Here is a 17434-nt window from a genome sequence, read left to right on the forward strand (position 1 = left end):
CAACCACGGTTCATCACGCAATGGATGAATACCGATGACCTTTGGAGTTGAGAATCAACTCTCTATTTTTAAGGTTTCGCTGATGTTCTGCGCCTGGGTATGACACTTACCCTTGTGTGATGAAGCTAAAGCAATTTTTACAGCCCGCCGACTCCTACTTTTCTACGCCTAAAGCCGCGCGCAGGCTGTTGCGCCTGTTCGCCCAGGTTCTCGTCCTGGGAACCGTCGCTGGCGCAATCATTATCATCAGCTCGATTTTCAATAGTGAAATATCTCGTCGACAAGGTTACATGAGCGACGCCATTACTGATGCGCGGGTGTTTTTTACCCAGCGAGAGGTACTTCTCAGAAGCCTTGTCCTCTCCGCGGTAAGTAGCGCTGACGAATTCAGCGAAAAGAACCTTGTGCATGGAAAACCGCGCGAGGGGATCAATGATGTTCGCAGAGAGTGGGACGTTCACCTGTCTGAGCGCATGACTGATTTTCTGAAGGAAAAACGCGTCAATCTGGTTTATATCGCGCAAAAGGCCGATGCCCTCCCTGTGTACTTGAGTCGGGCATCAACATCGTTGGCGCCCATTTCCGAAGGCATCCTGCGAAGGCTGCATGGGTTCAATGGCCAGCTGCCGGGGACGGCCCAGGAAGTCTGGCTCAGTGATCAAGCCACTGCTCCCGCCCGGTTGTACTTGTTTACGCTGGCGGACGCTCACCGGCCGCAGTCTGGCTGGATAGGTATGGAAATGGATGCCGCCGACGTGACGAATACGCTGCATGACGACGCGGCGGGACAGTTCGTGATGGTCAATCCGAACGGTGACGTGATGATGAGCAGCGCGCCGATCGACCAGAATGCCCCCTCTCCGATGAAACTTGAACTGGGTCAAAACTTCGGCTTCGCCGGTGACGGTTTTTTGCCTGACCGCCTGGTGATGCGCAAACAATTGGGTTACTCAAACTGGAAGATTTTCTACAGGATCGACCTTTGTTCGTTGTTGAACGTGCTTTGGTGGCCACTGGCGATTTCCATCGCATTGATTTCGCTCATTGCGTTTCTGGTGTATCGGTTGGTTTCCCGAATAGAGCGGCGACTGATTACGCCAGCGACAGAACGCATTGATGCGCTGATAGAAAGCGAAGCCTTTAGTCGGGCGGTCATACAAACCGCGCCGGTTGCACTGTGCGTGCTGCGTCGGGCCGATGGCCAGGTCGTCTTGGAAAACAGGTTATCGGAGCAGTGGCTGGGTGAGTGCAATGAGCGCGAGCGGTTGTGTCACCGCTGGATCGAACGGGCATTCGATGACAATGAATCGAACCAGACGGATGAGTTCCAGGCCGGCAATGGCCGTCATCTTTATCTGAGTTTCGTGCGCACCCGCTACAACGGCGAAGATGTATTGTTCTGCGCGTTCAGTGACATCAGTTCGCACAAGCAAGTTGAATCGACGCTGGCCATGGCCAAGCAACTGGCGGATGCCGCCAACGAGGCCAAGACGCTATTTCTGGCGACCATGAGTCACGAAATCAGGACGCCACTCTACGGTGTGCTGGGGACCCTTGAATTGCTGGGGAAAACCGAACTCAAGGCGCAGCAGAAAGCTTACTTGCACGCCATCGAAAGCTCGTCTTCCGCCCTGTTGAATCTGGTGTGTGATGTCCTGGATGTTGCGAAAATCGAAGCCGGTCAACTGGCGCTCGAAGTGCGTGAGTTCTCGCCGATTGAGCTGGTCAATGGTGTCGTTCAAAGCTATCTCGGCGCGGCACGCAGCAAAGGCCTGACGCTTTACTCCTTTGTTGATCCTGCCATCCCGGCCATGCTGCGCGGAGACCTGACTCGCATCCGGCAGATATTGAATAACCTGCTCAGTAACGCCGTGAAGTTTACTGAAAGCGGGCAAATCGTTTTGCATGTAAAGCTGGGCGCGGTGACCGCAGAGCACATCGAAATCCAGTGGCAGGTCTCGGACAGCGGTCCGGGTATCTCCCGCGAGGATCAGGCCTTTTTGTTTGATCCGTTTTATCAAACCGGCAGCAGCGCGAATGTGATTGCCGGCACCGGTTTGGGCCTGTCGATTTGTCAGCGTCTGGCGGAGTTGATGAGCGGCAGTATTCGAGTCGTCAGCACCCCGGGCCTGGGCAGCAGCTTTACGCTGAATGTTGCTTTGGAACGGTTGCCGTCAGTGACAGACGTGAAGACCCTCGCCGAGGGGCTGCACAAGACCGTGTATGTCTATTCCCCCACGCTGGAGATGGCCGAGTACATCGCGAGTTGGTCTCGGCACTGGGGCGCGAAGACATTGATGGGTAAACCGGCGGATAGCGATGCCGCGCAGGACGCCGTATTGATCGAAGTCTATCCGTATGAGCGGCGGCGCATTTGCCCTGAATGGAAAGGGGCAAGAATCATCGTCAGTCCGCAGGGATGCCAGGAAGAACAACCTTCGGACAGCCAATGGTTTGTTGAGCTGAATGATCTTGGCGGACTGTGTGAAGCACTTGGGCAGGCTCAAGGGGTTGTGACTTCAACGCAGGGCCTCATTGATGTTGAAGTCCCTGACAGGCTGGACATGAAAGTATTGGTGGCTGAAGACAATGTGATCAATCAATTGATTCTGAAGGACCAATTGGAGGAGTTGGGTTGTCAGGTGGTCTTGGCGGGAGATGGCGCCGAGGCATTGGCGCTCTGGGGTAAAGATGACTTTGATGTGGTGCTGACGGACATCAATATGCCTGGAATCAATGGATATGACTTGACCAGGAAGTTACGCAGTATCGGTTGTAATGCTCCCATTATTGGTGCTACGGCGAATGCTATGCGAGATGAGAGTGATCGCTGCCTGGGCGCTGGAATGCAACAGTTATTGGTAAAGCCCTTCGGTTTGGGTGCGCTTTATAACTGCCTGCAACAATACGAAAGGATGAGCGTCAGTGGCATATAACATTTTAGTGGTCGAAGATCACCTCTTTCAGCATCAGTATTTGCTCGAATTGTTTGACTCGCTGGGTGGGGTATCCATCCAGTCTGCCTATAACGGTCATGAAGCGCTTGAATTGTTGAAAGACCAACACTTCGACCTGGTGTTAAGTGATTTGATGATGCCCGGCATGGATGGTGTGCAGCTTTTGCAGAAGTTGGGTGAGCTTAAACAGAAGCCAGCCCTGGCTTTTATGAGTACGGCCTCGGGGCGAATGATGGGCAGTGCCAGCCTGGCGGCGAAAAGTCTTGGTTTCAAGGTGTTGGGCCAAATAGCCAAACCTGTGAGTCTGAGTGCATTGCGCAAACTGCTGGATAAGTTGATGTCATTCGGCTCGGAGCTGGTCGCGGCTGCAAAGGTCGCGCAGTCGCACAGCTTTACCGACCTGAGCCATGCAATAAGTTCGGGACAAATACAGCCGTGGTTTCAGCCAAAGAAATCGTTGTCCACGGGACGGATCGTGGCGGCCGAGGCCTTGGCCAGGTGGGACCATCCGCGTTTGGGCTTGCTGCTGCCCCGGGATTTTTTACCCAGCATCATTTGCCATGGTCTGGAAGAAGCGTTGTTGATGCAGTTCGTGACTCAAACCATTGCGGCTCAATCCATATGGCGAAAGCAGGGGTACGACATACCCGTGACGATTAACCTGCCCACCCATCTTTTGGACAGCGATGATCTGCCGGACCGCCTGCATGAACGGGTGGTCAGCGGTGGAGGCATCCCCTCACAAATTGGTTTTGAATTAATGGAGAGTTCCGTTACCGAAAACCTCGGGCGTTATTTTTCGGGTGTCTGCCGCCTGCGATTCAAGGGATTCGGTTTGGCCCAGGATGATTTTGGCAAGGGTTACAGCTCCTATTTCAATCTGGTCTCCACACCCTTCACCGAACTGAAGATAGATCGTTCATTGGTGTATGGCTGCGTCGAGAATGAGAACCTGGAAGCCGCACTGTCCAGCATCGTGGCGCTGGGGAAAAAGCTCGGACTCAACGTGGTCGCCGAAGGGGTGGAGACACCGGATGAGCTTGCGCTGTTGAGTCGGCTCCATTGCGATCAGGCCCAAGGCTTTCTCATATCCAAAGCGATAGACCCGCAGAGCTTTTCGAGCATGCTGGCCGAAGACGGACCCGCAAATCCTTGATTCCATTTGATCGTCAGCGCCACCTGGAGAGTGAACGTTGGCTATCGTTCAACCTGTACGCCAAGCGTTGTACAACCTTTCGAGGCGCGTGATGAAAGCTGACTCTCTATTTGGATCGCTGGCAACGAGCTCAATGCGCCTGAGTACCGGCCTGTTGCTGTCATTGGGTCTGGTTTTCCTGCTGATCATGACCAATTTCAGGGCGATAGTGCTGTTACTGGATAGTGAACAGGAAAAGGCCAATTCTCATTTCGCGCGGGTGATTGAAAATGTGCGGGAGCAGGAAAACTTTCTGCAAGCCATTTCCAACAGGCTGGCAGCACCTTCCGATCAAATTCCGAAGGCTCCGGCCAGCCTCAAGCAAACGTTGCAATTCAGTGACTTTGGTAACAGTACTTTCGAAATCACCGAGAGTGCTTTTTCCCTGCCTTTTACCATGACGGTACCGGACGGCGAATCAGAGGAGGGTTTGAGTACGGTATTAACGCTGGGCTGGCACTTGACCAACTATTACACCTGGTTCTGGGCGCAATCGAATTTTTTATCTCCGCAAGTCTTCATCTTTAGCCCTGAAAGTGCAGCGAGCGTTGCAGTACCTGCTATCGGTAAATTTCGCAATGAGCGTCTGCTGACCCGTCAAAACTACAGCGTCATCTCCCGAAGTGTCGCTGAGCAAATATTGAAGAAGCCCGAACATTTACAGGACCGTAAGGTGCACTGGACCCCCCCGGGGCCACAGTCGCAGCCGCCTGACGAAAAAATGGAAGTGGTGGCTTATGTAACGGGCGAACTTCCCGTCAATCCTAATCTCGTGGGCAGCGGGATGGATCATCTCGTGGTCGCCTCATTGTTTGACATTCGTCATCTGAGCGAAGGGGCACTGGATTTCGATCTGCCTTTTCACGGCGAATTTACCCTGATTGCCCCCGATGGGGAGGTGCTGACCGGTCATCTCGAAATGCCCGTGCAAAGCCCGGGGTTTTCTTTCTCCAAGAACGGTTTGTTGATTTCGACCGTGAATGAGTCCATCCAGAACGAGCGGTGGGCAGGGCAGTACTTCATTGATTACGGCGGTATTGCGCGCTGGGCAGCCTGGCCCCTGCTTCGTTTGCTTGGCTTGTCGCTTTTACTGTTTTTCTGTTTTCGATGGCTGTATCACTACTACCGTACTCGTATCGTCATCCCCGCCAAACACGCGCAAGATCAACTGGTTGAAAGCCAGGCGTTCAACCAGGCCATCATCGAAAGCGCACCCGCGGGGCTGGTGGTCATCCGGCTTTCCGATGGCAAGGTCGTGATTGAGAATCAGCGGGCGCAGAAGAGTGTGGCCGTCTCTCAAGCGATCGTGAAAATGCTGCGCAAACCCGGTGTGACATTAAGCGGGGAGGCCTGTATGGCGCTTCAGGGCCGCTATTACCTGGTCAGCTATTCTTCGACGCGCTACCAAGAGCAGGATGTGTTTCTTTGTGCCTTTTCAGATGTCACCGAGCACCAGCAACGCTCGGTTGACCTTCATCAGGCCAAACTGGAGGCAGACAAGGCCAACGAGGCGAAAACCATATTCCTGGCCACAATGAGTCATGAGATACGAACGCCTCTTTACGGCGTATTGGGCACGCTGGAACTATTGAGCTTGACCCGGCTGGATAAACGGCAGCACGACTATTTGCATACCATGCAAACGTCCTCGGCGACCGTGCTGCAAATCATCAGCGATGTACTGGATGTCTCGAAGATAGAGTCCGGACAACTGGCGCTGGAATCGGTGTCGTTCTGTCCTCTGGATCTCATTGAAGATGTGGTGTCCTCACATATTGCCGTTGCGCGTGCGAGGGACCTGCAAATCTACGCCTGTATCGATCCAGCCATTCCGGCGGAGCTTCATGGCGATCAAGTCAAAATCGCCCAGATTTTGAATAATCTCTTAAGCAACGCGATCAAATTCACCCACATTGGCCGTGTCGTCTTGCGTTGCCGCGTATCGAAGGAAGAAGGGCAAGCGGTGATGCTGGAGTTTCAGGTGGCCGATACAGGCATCGGCATTACCCCAGAACAACAGACCCATATATTCCAGCCGTTTTACCAGGCCCATACCAGTAATTTGATCAGTGGCACAGGGTTGGGCCTTTCGATTTGCAGTCGGTTTGTTGAAATGATGGGCGGGGACATTACCGTGATCAGCGAGCAGGGATTGGGCAGCAGTTTCACGGTCAGTCTGCCCTTCACCAAACCTCATGCGAGCCTGCCCAGAACCTCTGACATAGAGCTCAACGGACGCCAGGTCTATGTCCGCGCGCCCGTACGGGAGCTGGCCGACAATATTTGCGCCTGGCTGAACCGATGGGGTGCCAGCGCGGCTATTTTCTCCGGCAGGCCCAATGGAATGCTGGCCGATGCCTTGCTGGTTGATGTGCTGGGAGGGGGCGAGCTGCCTTTTATCTGGAAGGGCAGGCAACTGATTTGTGACTACGAGGGACCGCAGATCCCTGAGTTCGATGAAACGGCTTTCAGGGTCAGCGCGCACCATGTCCGAGCCATCGCCACGGGCGTGTTGATGGCAACCGATGAAGCGCGTGCCAATACCGGGCAGACCACCATTAGCTCGCTGCCGACACTGGACCTTCGCGTCCTGGTGGCCGAGGACAATCTGATCAATCAGGCTATCCTCAAGGAGCAACTCGAGGCCCTGGGTTGCAGCGCCATTGTGGCCGGGAACGGCCTTCAAGCGCTGCAAATCTGGGATCAAGACAGCTTTGATGTGGTGTTGAGCGACGTAAACATGCCAGTACTCAACGGATATGAACTTGCCCGGGCGATCCGCACAAAAAACAGCGAAGTGCCCATCATCGGCATTACGGCCAATGCGATGCGCGACGAAGGGGAGCGCTGTCAGTCCGCGGGTATGAACGCCTGCATGGTCAAGCCGTTGAGCCTGACCAACCTGCTCGACCTGTTGGCCAATCTGAAAGGCGTGAACAGGGAAAGCGCTGTTTCGGCTGGCCCAACTCCCGCGATTGAGCCCGAGAGCAGCGAGACCACCATCGTACTGTCGGATGCCATGCGCCGCCTGTTTCTCAGCACCATGGAAAAGGATATGGACGCCATTCGCTCGGCCGTCGCCAGTGGCGCACAGGCGGATGCCGTTCAAATGCTGCACTCGGTGAGTGGCGCGCTCTCGGTAGTGCGCGCCGAGAAGCTGTCACTGGTGTTTGGACAACTGGAGCATAAGGTTCGCGAGCAAAGATTTGATTCCATGCTGGTCGCTGAAATTGACCGGGCACTCGATGGTCTGTCCGACTTGCTGAAGTCAATATAATTGGCATGAGCCAATCCTAATGGGAACTGTAATGAGCACGCAAAAGATCACTGTAGTCATCGCCGATGATCATCCGATTGTACTGTTGGGTGTACGCGAGCTGATAGAACGTGATGAACGATTTCAGGTTGTCGGGGAGGCCGTAAGCTCAAGCGAATTGATTAAAGTATTAAGTGAGCGGGAGCCCGATATTCTTATTACTGACTACAATATGCCGGAAAGTTCGGTGTATGGGGATGGCTTGAAACTTGTAAAGTATCTGGTTCGCCATTATCCCGCCTTGCAGATACTCGTGCTGACGATGGTTTCCAACAGCCTGATTCTTTCTCGTCTCTATGACCTGGGTGTTGCTGGCGTTGTGCAGAAAAACCAGTTGCACGCCGAAATCCAGAAAGCCCTGGATGCCTTGAGTCTGAAGCGCCGTTATAAAAGCCCGGAAATGAAGAGGGTGTCGGTAAAGGACGATGGTCGTCAAGTGGATGAACGCCTGGCATTACTGTCCATTCGTGAACTTGAAATCCTGCGGTTGTTTGTTTCCGGAATGAGTCTGCGTGATATTGCCGTTGACCAGAATCGCAGTGCAAAAACGATCAGCACACAAAAAGTTGCAGCCATGCGCAAGCTGGAAGTTAACAGTGATCAGGAGTTGATTGCTTACTGCCTGGAAGCCAATTTGTTTCAGTAGACGATAGCGCTGTTTTTTATTTCCTTTTGCTATATCTGCCGTTCTTCCTCTCGCGGATCTTTCCGCCCCCTGCATTTTTCAGGATTGCCTGATGGTACGGCCATTGCTCGAGCGTTAATGTTTGCGAGAGTGGCGTCCATCTGGTTAACCACAAAGTTTTATTGCGCAGCACCGAGTCCTGGCGTGAACCAATGAAGGTTGTAGCATTTGTTCTGTCATGGTCGATCTGATGACAGCTGCTGGGAATCAGATGTTGTTGGATCTATGAGTCCTCTAAAAAATCGATCATGGCGGTGATGTAAATGTCTATCAGAAACTTGCGAATAGTCCCCCGTACGCTTATCAGTTTCGGGATAACCTGTTTATTGCTCGTTGCCTTGGGATGGCAATCGCTTTGGCGCATGGATAACGTGCAGTGGTCGATCAATGACTTGCAGGAAAACTGCTTGCCGAGTGTTCGGCAGTCGGGGCGGATTGAAATAGCGGCTTATAAACTGCGTGTCGCCAATTTGTATTTTGCGTTGAGTGATGAACAACCAAGCAACGAACGCTCTGAGCAAGTCACGAAGCTGAAGGAACAACTGCAAAAAGAGACGCTTGCCTATATTCCTTTGATTTACGGGCCAGAAGAGCAGGCCTCCTTTGATATCGTTAATGCCAATGTTCAGGCATACGTCCAAAGCGTTGATCAGTTAATAGCACTGGGGCGCAGCGCTTCACAAAAGGACCTGGTTAATTTCATCAAATCGACGACGGCGCCCGCCGCAGATACTCTGCTGAAAAGCACTGAGGCGCTGCAGAAGTTAATGTCCGATCGGGCCGAAGTGTCCAGTCAGAAGGCCCGGGATGAAGCCCATAACAGCACCATAGCCACAATAGTGGTCATCGTGCTCGCCTTGACAGTGACCCTTGTGCTCACGCTGTTCTTTACCCGAAGCATTATTGTTCCGCTGCGCACACTCCTGGCTGCAACAAGGAAAATTGCTTCAGGTGATCTTGTTGGAACCGTTGAAGTCGACGGTAAAGACGAATTCACCGAACTGCAAAAATCGACCGCAGAGATGCTCTCCAACCTGAAGAGCACCATTCACCATATTTCTGACTCTTCTTCGTTGCTGGCGGCTTCGGCAGAAGAAATGAGTGCCATTACTCATGAGTCGAATGCGGGCGTCCAACAGCAAAGTATGGAAACCGAACTGGCAGCGACAGCCGTCAACCAGATGACGGCTGCCGTGGAAGAGGTGGCGCGCAATGCCGTGGCGGCCTCCATGTCGACGCAGCAATCGGAAAGCTCGGCGCGCATTGGCATGGACAGGGTGACCGAGACCATTGCTTCGATCGAGAACCTGAGTCATGCCGTTCAGGGCACCAGTGTTGAAATTGAACAGTTGGCGGCGCAAACCGAAAATATCGCCAAGGTGCTCGATGTGATCCGGGCCATTGCCGAGCAAACCAACTTGCTGGCGTTGAATGCTGCCATCGAAGCCGCGCGTGCCGGTGAACAGGGACGTGGCTTTGCGGTGGTTGCCGATGAAGTCCGTGCCTTGGCGCATCGCACACAGGTGTCCACTCAAGAAATCGAACAGATGATCAAGAGTGTGCAATCGGGTTCGGAATCAGCGGTTTCTTCCATGAAGCAAACGGACATGGAAGCCATTGCGACATTGAAAATTGCCCGAGAGGCGGGGGTGGCCATCTCGGAAATTACCAAAGCGGTGTCGGATATCAATGAACGCAACTGTTTGATCGCCACGGCGTCGGAAGAGCAGGCGCAAGTCGCCAAGTCCGTCGATGTGAACCTGGTCAGTATCAATAACCTTTCAGCACAAAGCACAGCTGCCGCGGATCAGATCTTTATTGCCAGCAACGAATTGTCTACGTTGGCCTCCGATTTGAACAGGCTGGTTGGTCGATTCACTGTTTAACGCGTTTAAAGCTAAAAGTTTTACACCCCCAAATCGGTAGGAGTCGAAAATGGCGCCCGAATTGAAAACCCAATTCCCGGATAGTTTGACCACGATATTCATCTCGCGATATGAGACGTGTGATATCCAATGGTTCATCAAGCAATATATTGAAAGCAGGAGCCTGACCGCGCGCGCTCAGGCTGAATATGAAATTGTTGAGGCACTCCGGGAGTATCCGGGTGTGTCACCGGTAAGGCTCTATGAACTGAACGCCTGGCTGGATAAAAATTTTCGACCAAAGATCTTTTTTCGTCCCGCCGCCAGAATGTTGAAGTTGATAGTCAGCAACGATCATATCCCGCAGCGCAAATAAATATAAAAGTGTGAAAGTTTGGGGTGCTTGCAGTGCGAACGTATTTGATCCGCAAAACCAACGCGAGGGTGTATGTCGTTATTACGCTCAGCATTGTTTTGGTATCGGCGCTTATCCTGGGGGGGCTGTTAACAGTCAGGCGACTCGATAGCTATATCCGGATCATGTATTACGGTAATTCGGCACCGATTGGACATTTGGCGAACATTCGGGCCGCGCAGGCCGATGTTCGTCGCTTGCAATGGCGAATTTTCGCGACCCGCGACACGGCCAAAGCCGCTGAATACGCCAGGGAAATCAACGCAAATTTGAGCGGTATCGCCAGGGAATGGCAGCTCTACTATCCCGAAGGCGTCAGCAGCGCCGCGGAAAAGCAGATCGCCGAACAGCTCCGGTTGGACTTGCCCCAGGCCTCGATGATTATTTGGGAAAGCCTGCGACGACTCAAAACCGATGGCTACGATAAAACCATGGATTGGTATCAGCAGCAGATGCCGTTTCTGGATCGTCTAGACCATCTGCTGGCGGAGGATATCGATACCAACATCAGCCAGGCGGCAAAGTTCGCTGCCATGAGCAATGTGATTTTCGACAGGATCCTGTGGATCGCCGTTGCACTGTTGGTCCTGGGCCTCATTGGCGGAATCGGCGGCGTTGTCGTGTCGTTGCGCTGGCGGCGGCAACGGGACGACGCAGAGCTCAAATCCCGTGAACATCGCTGGTTGGTGGATCAGGTGTTCAACAGCACCAAGGACGGCGTGATCATCACTGACCGGTCCGGCCGAATCACCAAAGTTAATCCGGCCTTCACCAAAATGACCGGTTACACGGAGGTGGATGTTCTCGGGAAAAATCCAAGCTTGTGGAGTTCCGGTCGACAGACCACGGAGTTTTACGCCGAGATGTGGCGCTGTCTTCTGGACTTGGGCCACTGGGAAGGCCAGATGTGGAACCGCAAGAAGAGTGGCGATATTTACCTGGAGTCGCTATCCATTACCGCCATCCCGGGTCTGGATCAGTCCGAGCTCAACTTCGCGGCGGTTTGCAGCGACATCACGCAACAGCATGCGGAGCAAGAGTTTCAGGGTTACCTGGCTACGCACGATCCCTTGACCGCACTGCCAAACCGCCTCCTGTTCGTTGAACGAATGACGCAAGCCATCGCGCGGGGAAATCGCGCGGGGTCCAGGGTCGCTATCCTTTTCCTGGATCTGGATCATTTCAAGGAGATCAACGACAGTCTGGGCCATGGAATAGGGGACGGCACGCTGATGACGGTCGCCACGCGCTTGAAGGGCTGCCTGAGGGAAGTCGATACCGTGGCACGGCTTGGCGGGGATGAGTTCGCGATCGTGCTGGAAGACATTCACGAGGTTGAACAGATCGAGCCGATCGCCCGCAAGTTGCTTGCTTCGGTGGGCGAACCGATCGTGGTGGATGGCCATCGGGTATTTGTCACGCCGAGTATCGGCGTGAGTGTCTATCCCGACCACGGCGACACCCCGAAAACACTGGTGAAACTGGCTGACGAAGCGATGTATGTAGCCAAGAATGCCGGCAAGAATGCGATCAGGTTCTACAAGGAACCCGAGCCGGAGCCGGTCGAGCAATGCTGATCAAAATGATGGCCGTCTCGGCAAGTACCTTGTCGAGACGGCCACCTTCACCTCACTGCAGGTCGAAGCGATCCAGGTTCATCACCTTGGTCCACGCCGCCACGAAGTCCTTCACGAATTTCTCTTTGTTGTCGGCGCTGGCATAGAACTCCGCCAGCGCCCGCATCTGCGCGTTGGCGCCGAAGATCAGGTCTACGCGGATTGCAGTCCATTTCGGCTGGCCGGTCTTGCGGTCGCGGCCTTCGAATTCTTCATTGCTATCCGAGGTGGATTTCCATTTTCCACCATGCCCAGCAGGTTGCTGAAGAAGTTATTGTTCAACGAATTCTTGGGACACTTGAAAGCGCCATCCTTCCAAAAAACGACGGGATAATAAAAAGGTGGTTGGCTTAGAATGATTAATGATATTAGATAAATTTATATGCCAAATCACCATAATATACTGTCAACTTTGACAGTGTTCGCCTGTGCAGAATGTTACCCATAATAAGCACGCAGTGAATAGCGATTGACTTGTTTGGCGTTTCACGATTCGAAATGTAAAAGTCTGACGTGATTGCCTGCTAGCGATCCAAAACATAATGTTTGCAATTCGATGGGGTAAATTATCATGGTTCCTGCAAGTAGTTCTCAACAGGCTGTAATTACGTTTAGATATCGGATGAATCTTGCTACCAGCTTGGATGCTCAATCCCAGCTTGGAATGGATTTTAATAACAAGATGAACGTAACCAGGCAGTCAACTACAATTCCAAATGCTGATAGAGATGGATTGGATGGTTATGGCGTATATTTAATGAAGTCTACAGCGGTTACTTCTATTGCCGGTCTTTCAGTGAACTTAAAAGTGACAAATATTACTACCGGCTTTTCTCAGGTCTACCCGTCTGTTCCTTTTAGTTCACCTGTTTTGCCTGGAGCTTTATGTGCCTTTAATTTTTATCACAATGAATGTTTAACGGTCGGGGCGGGAGCAGTCGAGTTTGAAGCTGTTATTTTTAATCCGGCGATAGGTTCGTTACAATTTTCCCCCAGGTGCCCATTTAATTTCGTAGCACCATAAAGCCAACTTACACTCAATTGGTTAATAACTGTTAATAACGGCAACGGCGCGCCACATCTGAGCATGTCAGTATTCTTGATAACCGCGTTGATAAAAATGCGTGGTGACGCAAAGGTATTGTGAGGGTCACCAGCAAAAGGATTGGCCGCCTCGTCACCGAGTGCCGAGGCGGCCAACAAACCCTACAGACGTGCGCTTAGCTCACTTCAAGTCGAAGCGATCCAGGTTCATCACCTTGGTCCACGCCGCCACGAAGTCCTTGACGAATTTCTCCTTGTTGTCCGAGCTGGCATAGAACTCAGCCAAGGCCCGCAGCTGTGAGTTGGAGCCGAACACCAGGTCCACACGGGTAGCGGTCCATTTCGGCTGGCCGGTTTTGCGGTCGCGACCTTCAAACTCTTCATTGGTGTCTGATGTGGGTTTCCATTCCACGCCCATGTCCAGCAGGTTGGTGAAGAAGTCGTTGGTCAACGCCCCTTTCTGAGTGGTGAACACCCCATGTTTGGATTGTCCGACGTTGGTGTCGAGCACACGCAGGCCACCCAGGAGTACGGTCATTTCCGGTGCGGTGAGGGTCAGCAACTGCGCCTTGTCGACCAGTAAATGCTCAGCCGATACGCGATAACGGGTTTTCAGGTAGTTACGGAAGCCGTCGGCGATGGGTTCGAGGAAGCCGAAAGACTCGACATCCGTCTGTTCCTGACTCGCGTCCATCCGCCCCGGCGTGAAAGGCACCGTGACGGTATGCCCGGCATTTTTCGCGGCTTGTTCGACGCCGGCACTCCCGGCCAACACGATCAGGTCCGCCAGCGAGATTTTCTTGCCGCCGGCATTGAACTCCTTCTGGATACCTTCGAGTTTTGCCAGCACGTTGGCCAGTTGCTCTGGCTGGTTGGCTGACCAGGATTTCTGCGGCTCCAGGCGCAGGCGCCCACCGTTGGCACCCCCGCGTTTGTCGGAGCCACGGAAGGTGGAAGCCGCTGCCCAGGCGGTCGACACCAGCTGCGAGACGCTCAGGCCCGAGGCAAGGATCTTGCTCTTGAGCGCGGCGACGTCACTGTCGTTGACCAGCGGATGATCAACCGCTGGAATCGGGTCTTGCCACAACAGCTCTTCGTTGGGCATTTCCGGGCCGAGGTAGCGCGAGAGCGGGCCCATGTCCCGGTGGATCAGTTTGTACCAGGCGCGGGCGAAGGCGTCGGCCAACTGATCCGGATTCTGCAGGAAGCGCCGGGAAATCGGCTCGTAGATCGGGTCGAAGCGCAGGGCCAGGTCAGTGGTCAGCATGGTTGGGTTGCGCCGCTTCGACGGGTCGTGAGCGTCCGGAATAATGCCGGCACCCGCACCGTTTTTCGGTACCCACTGATGGGCGCCGGCCGGGCTTTTCGACAGTTCCCACTCGAAACCGAACACGTTCTCCAGGAAGTTGTTGCTCCACTTCGTCGGCGTTGTGGTCCAGGTCACTTCCAGGCCGCTGGTGATGGTGTCGGCGCCTTTGCCGGTGCCGAAGCTGCTTTTCCAGCCCAGGCCCTGTTGTTCCAGGCCAGCGGCTTCCGGTTCAGGGCCGACGTTGTCGGCAGGGCCGGCACCGTGGGTCTTGCCGAAAGCGTGACCGCCGGCGATCAGCGCCACGGTTTCTTCGTCATTCATGGCCATGCGGGCGAAGGTTTCGCGGATATCCAGGCCGGCGGCGACCGGATCGGGATTGCCCTCCGGACCTTCCGGGTTCACATAGATCAGGCCCATCTGCACGGCGGCCAACGGGTTTTCCAGATTGCGACCCTGGTCGGTACGGCTTTCCTCGTTTTTCCCCGGTTCAGCCACCAGCGGAACATCGCCAGGTGCTTGCACGGGTTTTTGGGCCTTGTCGTAACGGACGTCACCGCCCAGCCATTTGTTTTCCGAACCCCAATAGACGTCTTCGTCCGGTTCCCAGACGTCGGGACGACCGCCGGAGAAACCGAAGGTCTTGAAGCCCATGGACTCCAGCGCGACGTTGCCGGTGAGCACGATCAGGTCGGCCCAGGAAATGTTGCGGCCATACTTTTGCTTGATCGGCCACAGCAGCCGGCGCGCCTTGTCCAGGCTGACGTTGTCCGGCCAACTGTTGAGCGGCGCGAAGCGCTGCTGGCCGGAGCCGGCGCCACCCCGGCCGTCACCGGTGCGGTAGGTGCCGGCAGCGTGCCAGGCCATGCGGATGAACAGTGGGCCGTAGTGACCGAAGTCAGCCGGCCACCAGTCTTGCGAGTCGGTCATCAGCGCGGTCAGGTCTCTTTTGACCGCCGCAAAGTCCAGCTTTTTATAGGCTTCGGCATAGTTGAAGCCCTCGTCCGCCGGGGTGGACAGGGACGAGTGCTGGTGCAGGATCTTCAGATTCAGTTGGTTCGGCCACCAGTCGCGGTTCGTGGTGCCACCGCCGGCGGCATGATTGAAGGGGCATTTCGATTCAGTTGCCATGTGTGAGCTACCCTCGGTCGAGTTCATTGCGCCATCCGGCCCGGTTCGGGCCTGGAATAGAAGCGAGCGAAATCAATGACTCAGGCTCCCGGATCCGCATGTCGATCAGATGATCGTCGCGGTCACGTGGGTATTGCTGGCAGTGGCGGTCAATTTGCCATCATGACGACCCACACTACGCCTGGTCAGTTTCCGGCTCATTCTTATCTTCACATCAGGTCTGTGCCGGCCAGACTCCGCCGACGCTAGATAAAGGTAGACCCCGATTGGCAAGTCAGCTAATAGCGCGAGTATTAGTGGCTGATAGGCGAAATCTTTTACCGCAGCGCAGAGATTTGCAGGCGCCCATAGGCAATGTGCCACAATGGTTGACGTCACCGCAGGATTAACAGGCGAACTCAATGGATGGCCTTGGATTTCGGCACGAGCAGGAAAGCTACATCGCCCAGCAGGTGCGCACAGACCGATTGCATCAGCTGTTTCGTCAATCGGTTACCGCGGTTTTTGGCAGTTTCCTGGCATTGGTCATGCTGTGCTGGCTGTGCTGGGAGCGTTTCGATCATCACGTGGTTGCCTGGTGGGTCGCCCTGCTGACAGCCTCGACGCTGGTGCGCATCACCATGTTCGTGGTGTATTTCCGCAGCCAGGAAGCGTCGCGCACTCCGCAACGCTGGGAACGCATCTATCTGGTCACCCTTGTGCTGTCCGCCGGTATCTGGGGCGGTGGTGCGCTGGCGGTCATGCCGGCCGACGACCTGCTGGCCCAGGCGCTGGTCATGCTGTTTACCGTCGGCATGTCGGTCAGCGCGGTGTCCTGTTATTCGGCCTATCGATACATGACGGTGGTGTCCATCGCCCTGGTGTTGTTGCCCTGTACCTTTTGGCTGTTGTTCCAGTCCTCGACCCTGCAGGTCGGCATGGGGCTGGCCGTCCTGATCTTCGCCTCCTTTGTGTGCAGCGCGACCCGCAAACTGTCCGATGCCCTGGAAACGGCCTTTCGCCTGACCCGTGAAATGGAGCTGGCGCACAGCATTTCCACGCGGGCCGCACAGACCGATGAGCTGACAGGCCTGAAGAATCGCCGGGCGTTTTTCGAGCAGGCCCAGCGGCTCTATAACCATTGCCAGAATTACCAGTTGCCGCTGTGTGCGGTGATGCTGGACATGGATCACTTCAAACATATCAACGACACCTACGGCCATCAGGTGGGCGACCAGGTACTGCGGCAGATGGGCGTGGTCATCTGTCGCTCGTTTCGCGAAACCGATGTCTATGGGCGGCTGGGCGGCGAAGAGTTCGCGGTCTTGCTGCCGGACACCTCCCTCGAAGCCGCGCAACGCATTGCCGAGGAACTCGTCCACTCCATTGCCGGCCTGATGAGCGGGCCGGTGCACTGCATCACGGCCAGCGTCGGGGTGGCGTCCATGGATGGCAGCGACAAGGATTTGCACAGTTTGATGAGTAATGCTGACAAGGCGTTGTATCGGGCGAAGGCGCGGGGACGGAATCAGGTGGTGGTGTCGGAGTAGGAGAGCGCTTGTTCGCGGCCTGATCTGTTTTTGGCGTATGTACGCAATCCCTAGTGGGAGCGAGCCTGCTCGCGAAGGCGGTGTGTCATTCAGCCTATAGGTTGAATGACCTGGCCCCTTCGCGAGCAGGCTCGCTCCCACACTTGGATGTTTGCCAGGCACGAGATTGGTGTCTGCTTTGGCCTTGGCTTTTTGATCTGCCCCGCCAGTAGGCCGAGCGCATTCCCCTGTGGGAGCTGGCTTGTCGGGTCGCCGCATCGCAGCGATAGCGGCCTATCAGTCAACCACTCCCTCACAGCTATGTCCCTGATCCCATTGTGGGAGCGAGCCTGAACTGGCCTAATGATTTTGGACACTTCAATCGGGCGCTATGAT

The 17434-nt window shown here is 54.6% G+C and carries 10 protein-coding genes and 1 pseudogene; 9 read left to right on the plus strand and 2 right to left on the minus strand.

What is annotated here, in order from left to right:
- Nucleotides 1-119 precede the first annotated feature (119 nt).
- The 7 genes from HNQ83_RS25535 (at nt 120) to HNQ83_RS25565 (ending at nt 12010) form a co-directional block, all read left to right on the plus strand.
- Entirely contained in the window at nt 120-2936 is a 2817-nt protein-coding gene (locus HNQ83_RS25535; RefSeq protein ID WP_175391534.1) for an ATP-binding protein, read from the plus strand.
- Complete coding sequence (locus tag HNQ83_RS25540) at nt 2926-4113, plus strand: EAL domain-containing protein (RefSeq protein ID WP_175391526.1); 1188 nt, start codon at nt 2926-2928, stop codon at nt 4111-4113. The genes HNQ83_RS25535 and HNQ83_RS25540 overlap by 11 nt, the downstream gene beginning before the upstream one ends.
- Before the next feature lie 37 nt (nt 4114-4150).
- On the plus strand, nt 4151-7429 hold the full coding sequence (locus HNQ83_RS25545; RefSeq protein ID WP_256669197.1) for a hybrid sensor histidine kinase/response regulator: 3279 nt from the start codon (nt 4151-4153) through the stop codon (nt 7427-7429).
- Nucleotides 7430-7460: 31 nt separating this feature from the next.
- Entirely contained in the window at nt 7461-8114 is a 654-nt protein-coding gene (locus HNQ83_RS25550; RefSeq protein WP_175391527.1) for a response regulator, read from the plus strand.
- A 302-nt stretch (nt 8115-8416) separates the two neighbouring features.
- A complete protein-coding gene (locus HNQ83_RS25555; RefSeq protein WP_175391528.1) occupies nt 8417-10039 on the plus strand; it encodes a methyl-accepting chemotaxis protein in 1623 nt (540 codons plus the stop codon).
- A gap of 49 nt (nt 10040-10088) precedes the next feature.
- Nucleotides 10089-10394 carry a hypothetical protein gene (locus HNQ83_RS25560; protein ID WP_175391529.1) on the plus strand — a complete coding sequence of 102 codons (306 nt, stop codon included), beginning with the start codon at nt 10089-10091 and terminating at the stop codon, nt 10392-10394.
- A 44-nt stretch (nt 10395-10438) separates the two neighbouring features.
- Nucleotides 10439-12010: a diguanylate cyclase domain-containing protein gene (locus HNQ83_RS25565; protein ID WP_175391530.1), complete on the plus strand. Its 1572-nt coding sequence runs from the start codon at nt 10439-10441 to the stop codon at nt 12008-12010.
- 52 nt (nt 12011-12062) lie between these two features.
- Here the strand turns inward: HNQ83_RS25565 and HNQ83_RS25570 are convergent.
- Nucleotides 12063-12331: pseudogene (locus HNQ83_RS25570) on the minus strand (catalase-peroxidase); the annotation flags it as partial.
- A gap of 289 nt (nt 12332-12620) precedes the next feature.
- Between HNQ83_RS25570 and HNQ83_RS25575 the strand changes: the two are divergent.
- Complete coding sequence (locus HNQ83_RS25575; RefSeq protein ID WP_175391531.1) at nt 12621-13073, plus strand: hypothetical protein; 453 nt, start codon at nt 12621-12623, stop codon at nt 13071-13073.
- Nucleotides 13074-13274: 201 nt separating this feature from the next.
- Here HNQ83_RS25575 and katG read toward each other — a convergent pair whose 3' ends face one another.
- Nucleotides 13275-15530, minus strand: a complete 2256-nt coding sequence (katG, locus tag HNQ83_RS25580; protein WP_175391532.1) for a catalase/peroxidase HPI — start codon at nt 15528-15530, stop codon at nt 13275-13277.
- Between the two features lie 401 nt (nt 15531-15931).
- Here katG and HNQ83_RS25585 point away from each other — a divergent pair, with 401 nt between their 5' ends.
- Entirely contained in the window at nt 15932-17059 is a 1128-nt protein-coding gene (locus HNQ83_RS25585; RefSeq protein ID WP_175391533.1) for a diguanylate cyclase, read from the plus strand.
- The last annotated feature ends 375 nt before the right edge of the window (nt 17060-17434 follow it).

The sequence above is a fragment of the Pseudomonas sp. C2B4 genome, assembly GCF_013359695.1.
Lineage (GTDB): Bacteria > Pseudomonadota > Gammaproteobacteria > Pseudomonadales > Pseudomonadaceae > Aquipseudomonas.

Excerpts from the sequence above, each read along its gene's own strand:
- HNQ83_RS25535 (WP_175391534.1), top strand. The coding sequence starts at position 120 with ATGAAGCTAAAGCAATTTTTACAGCCCGCCGACTCCTACTTTTCTACG.
- HNQ83_RS25550 (WP_175391527.1), top strand. The coding sequence starts at position 7,461 with ATGAGCACGCAAAAGATCACTGTAGTCATCGCCGATGATCATCCGATT.
- HNQ83_RS25555 (WP_175391528.1), top strand. The coding sequence starts at position 8,417 with ATGTCTATCAGAAACTTGCGAATAGTCCCCCGTACGCTTATCAGTTTC.
- HNQ83_RS25560 (WP_175391529.1), top strand. The coding sequence starts at position 10,089 with ATGGCGCCCGAATTGAAAACCCAATTCCCGGATAGTTTGACCACGATA.
- HNQ83_RS25575 (WP_175391531.1), top strand. The coding sequence starts at position 12,621 with ATGGTTCCTGCAAGTAGTTCTCAACAGGCTGTAATTACGTTTAGATAT.
- katG (WP_175391532.1), bottom strand. The coding sequence starts at position 15,530 with ATGGCAACTGAATCGAAATGCCCCTTCAATCATGCCGCCGGCGGTGGC.
- HNQ83_RS25585 (WP_175391533.1), top strand. The coding sequence starts at position 15,932 with ATGGATGGCCTTGGATTTCGGCACGAGCAGGAAAGCTACATCGCCCAG.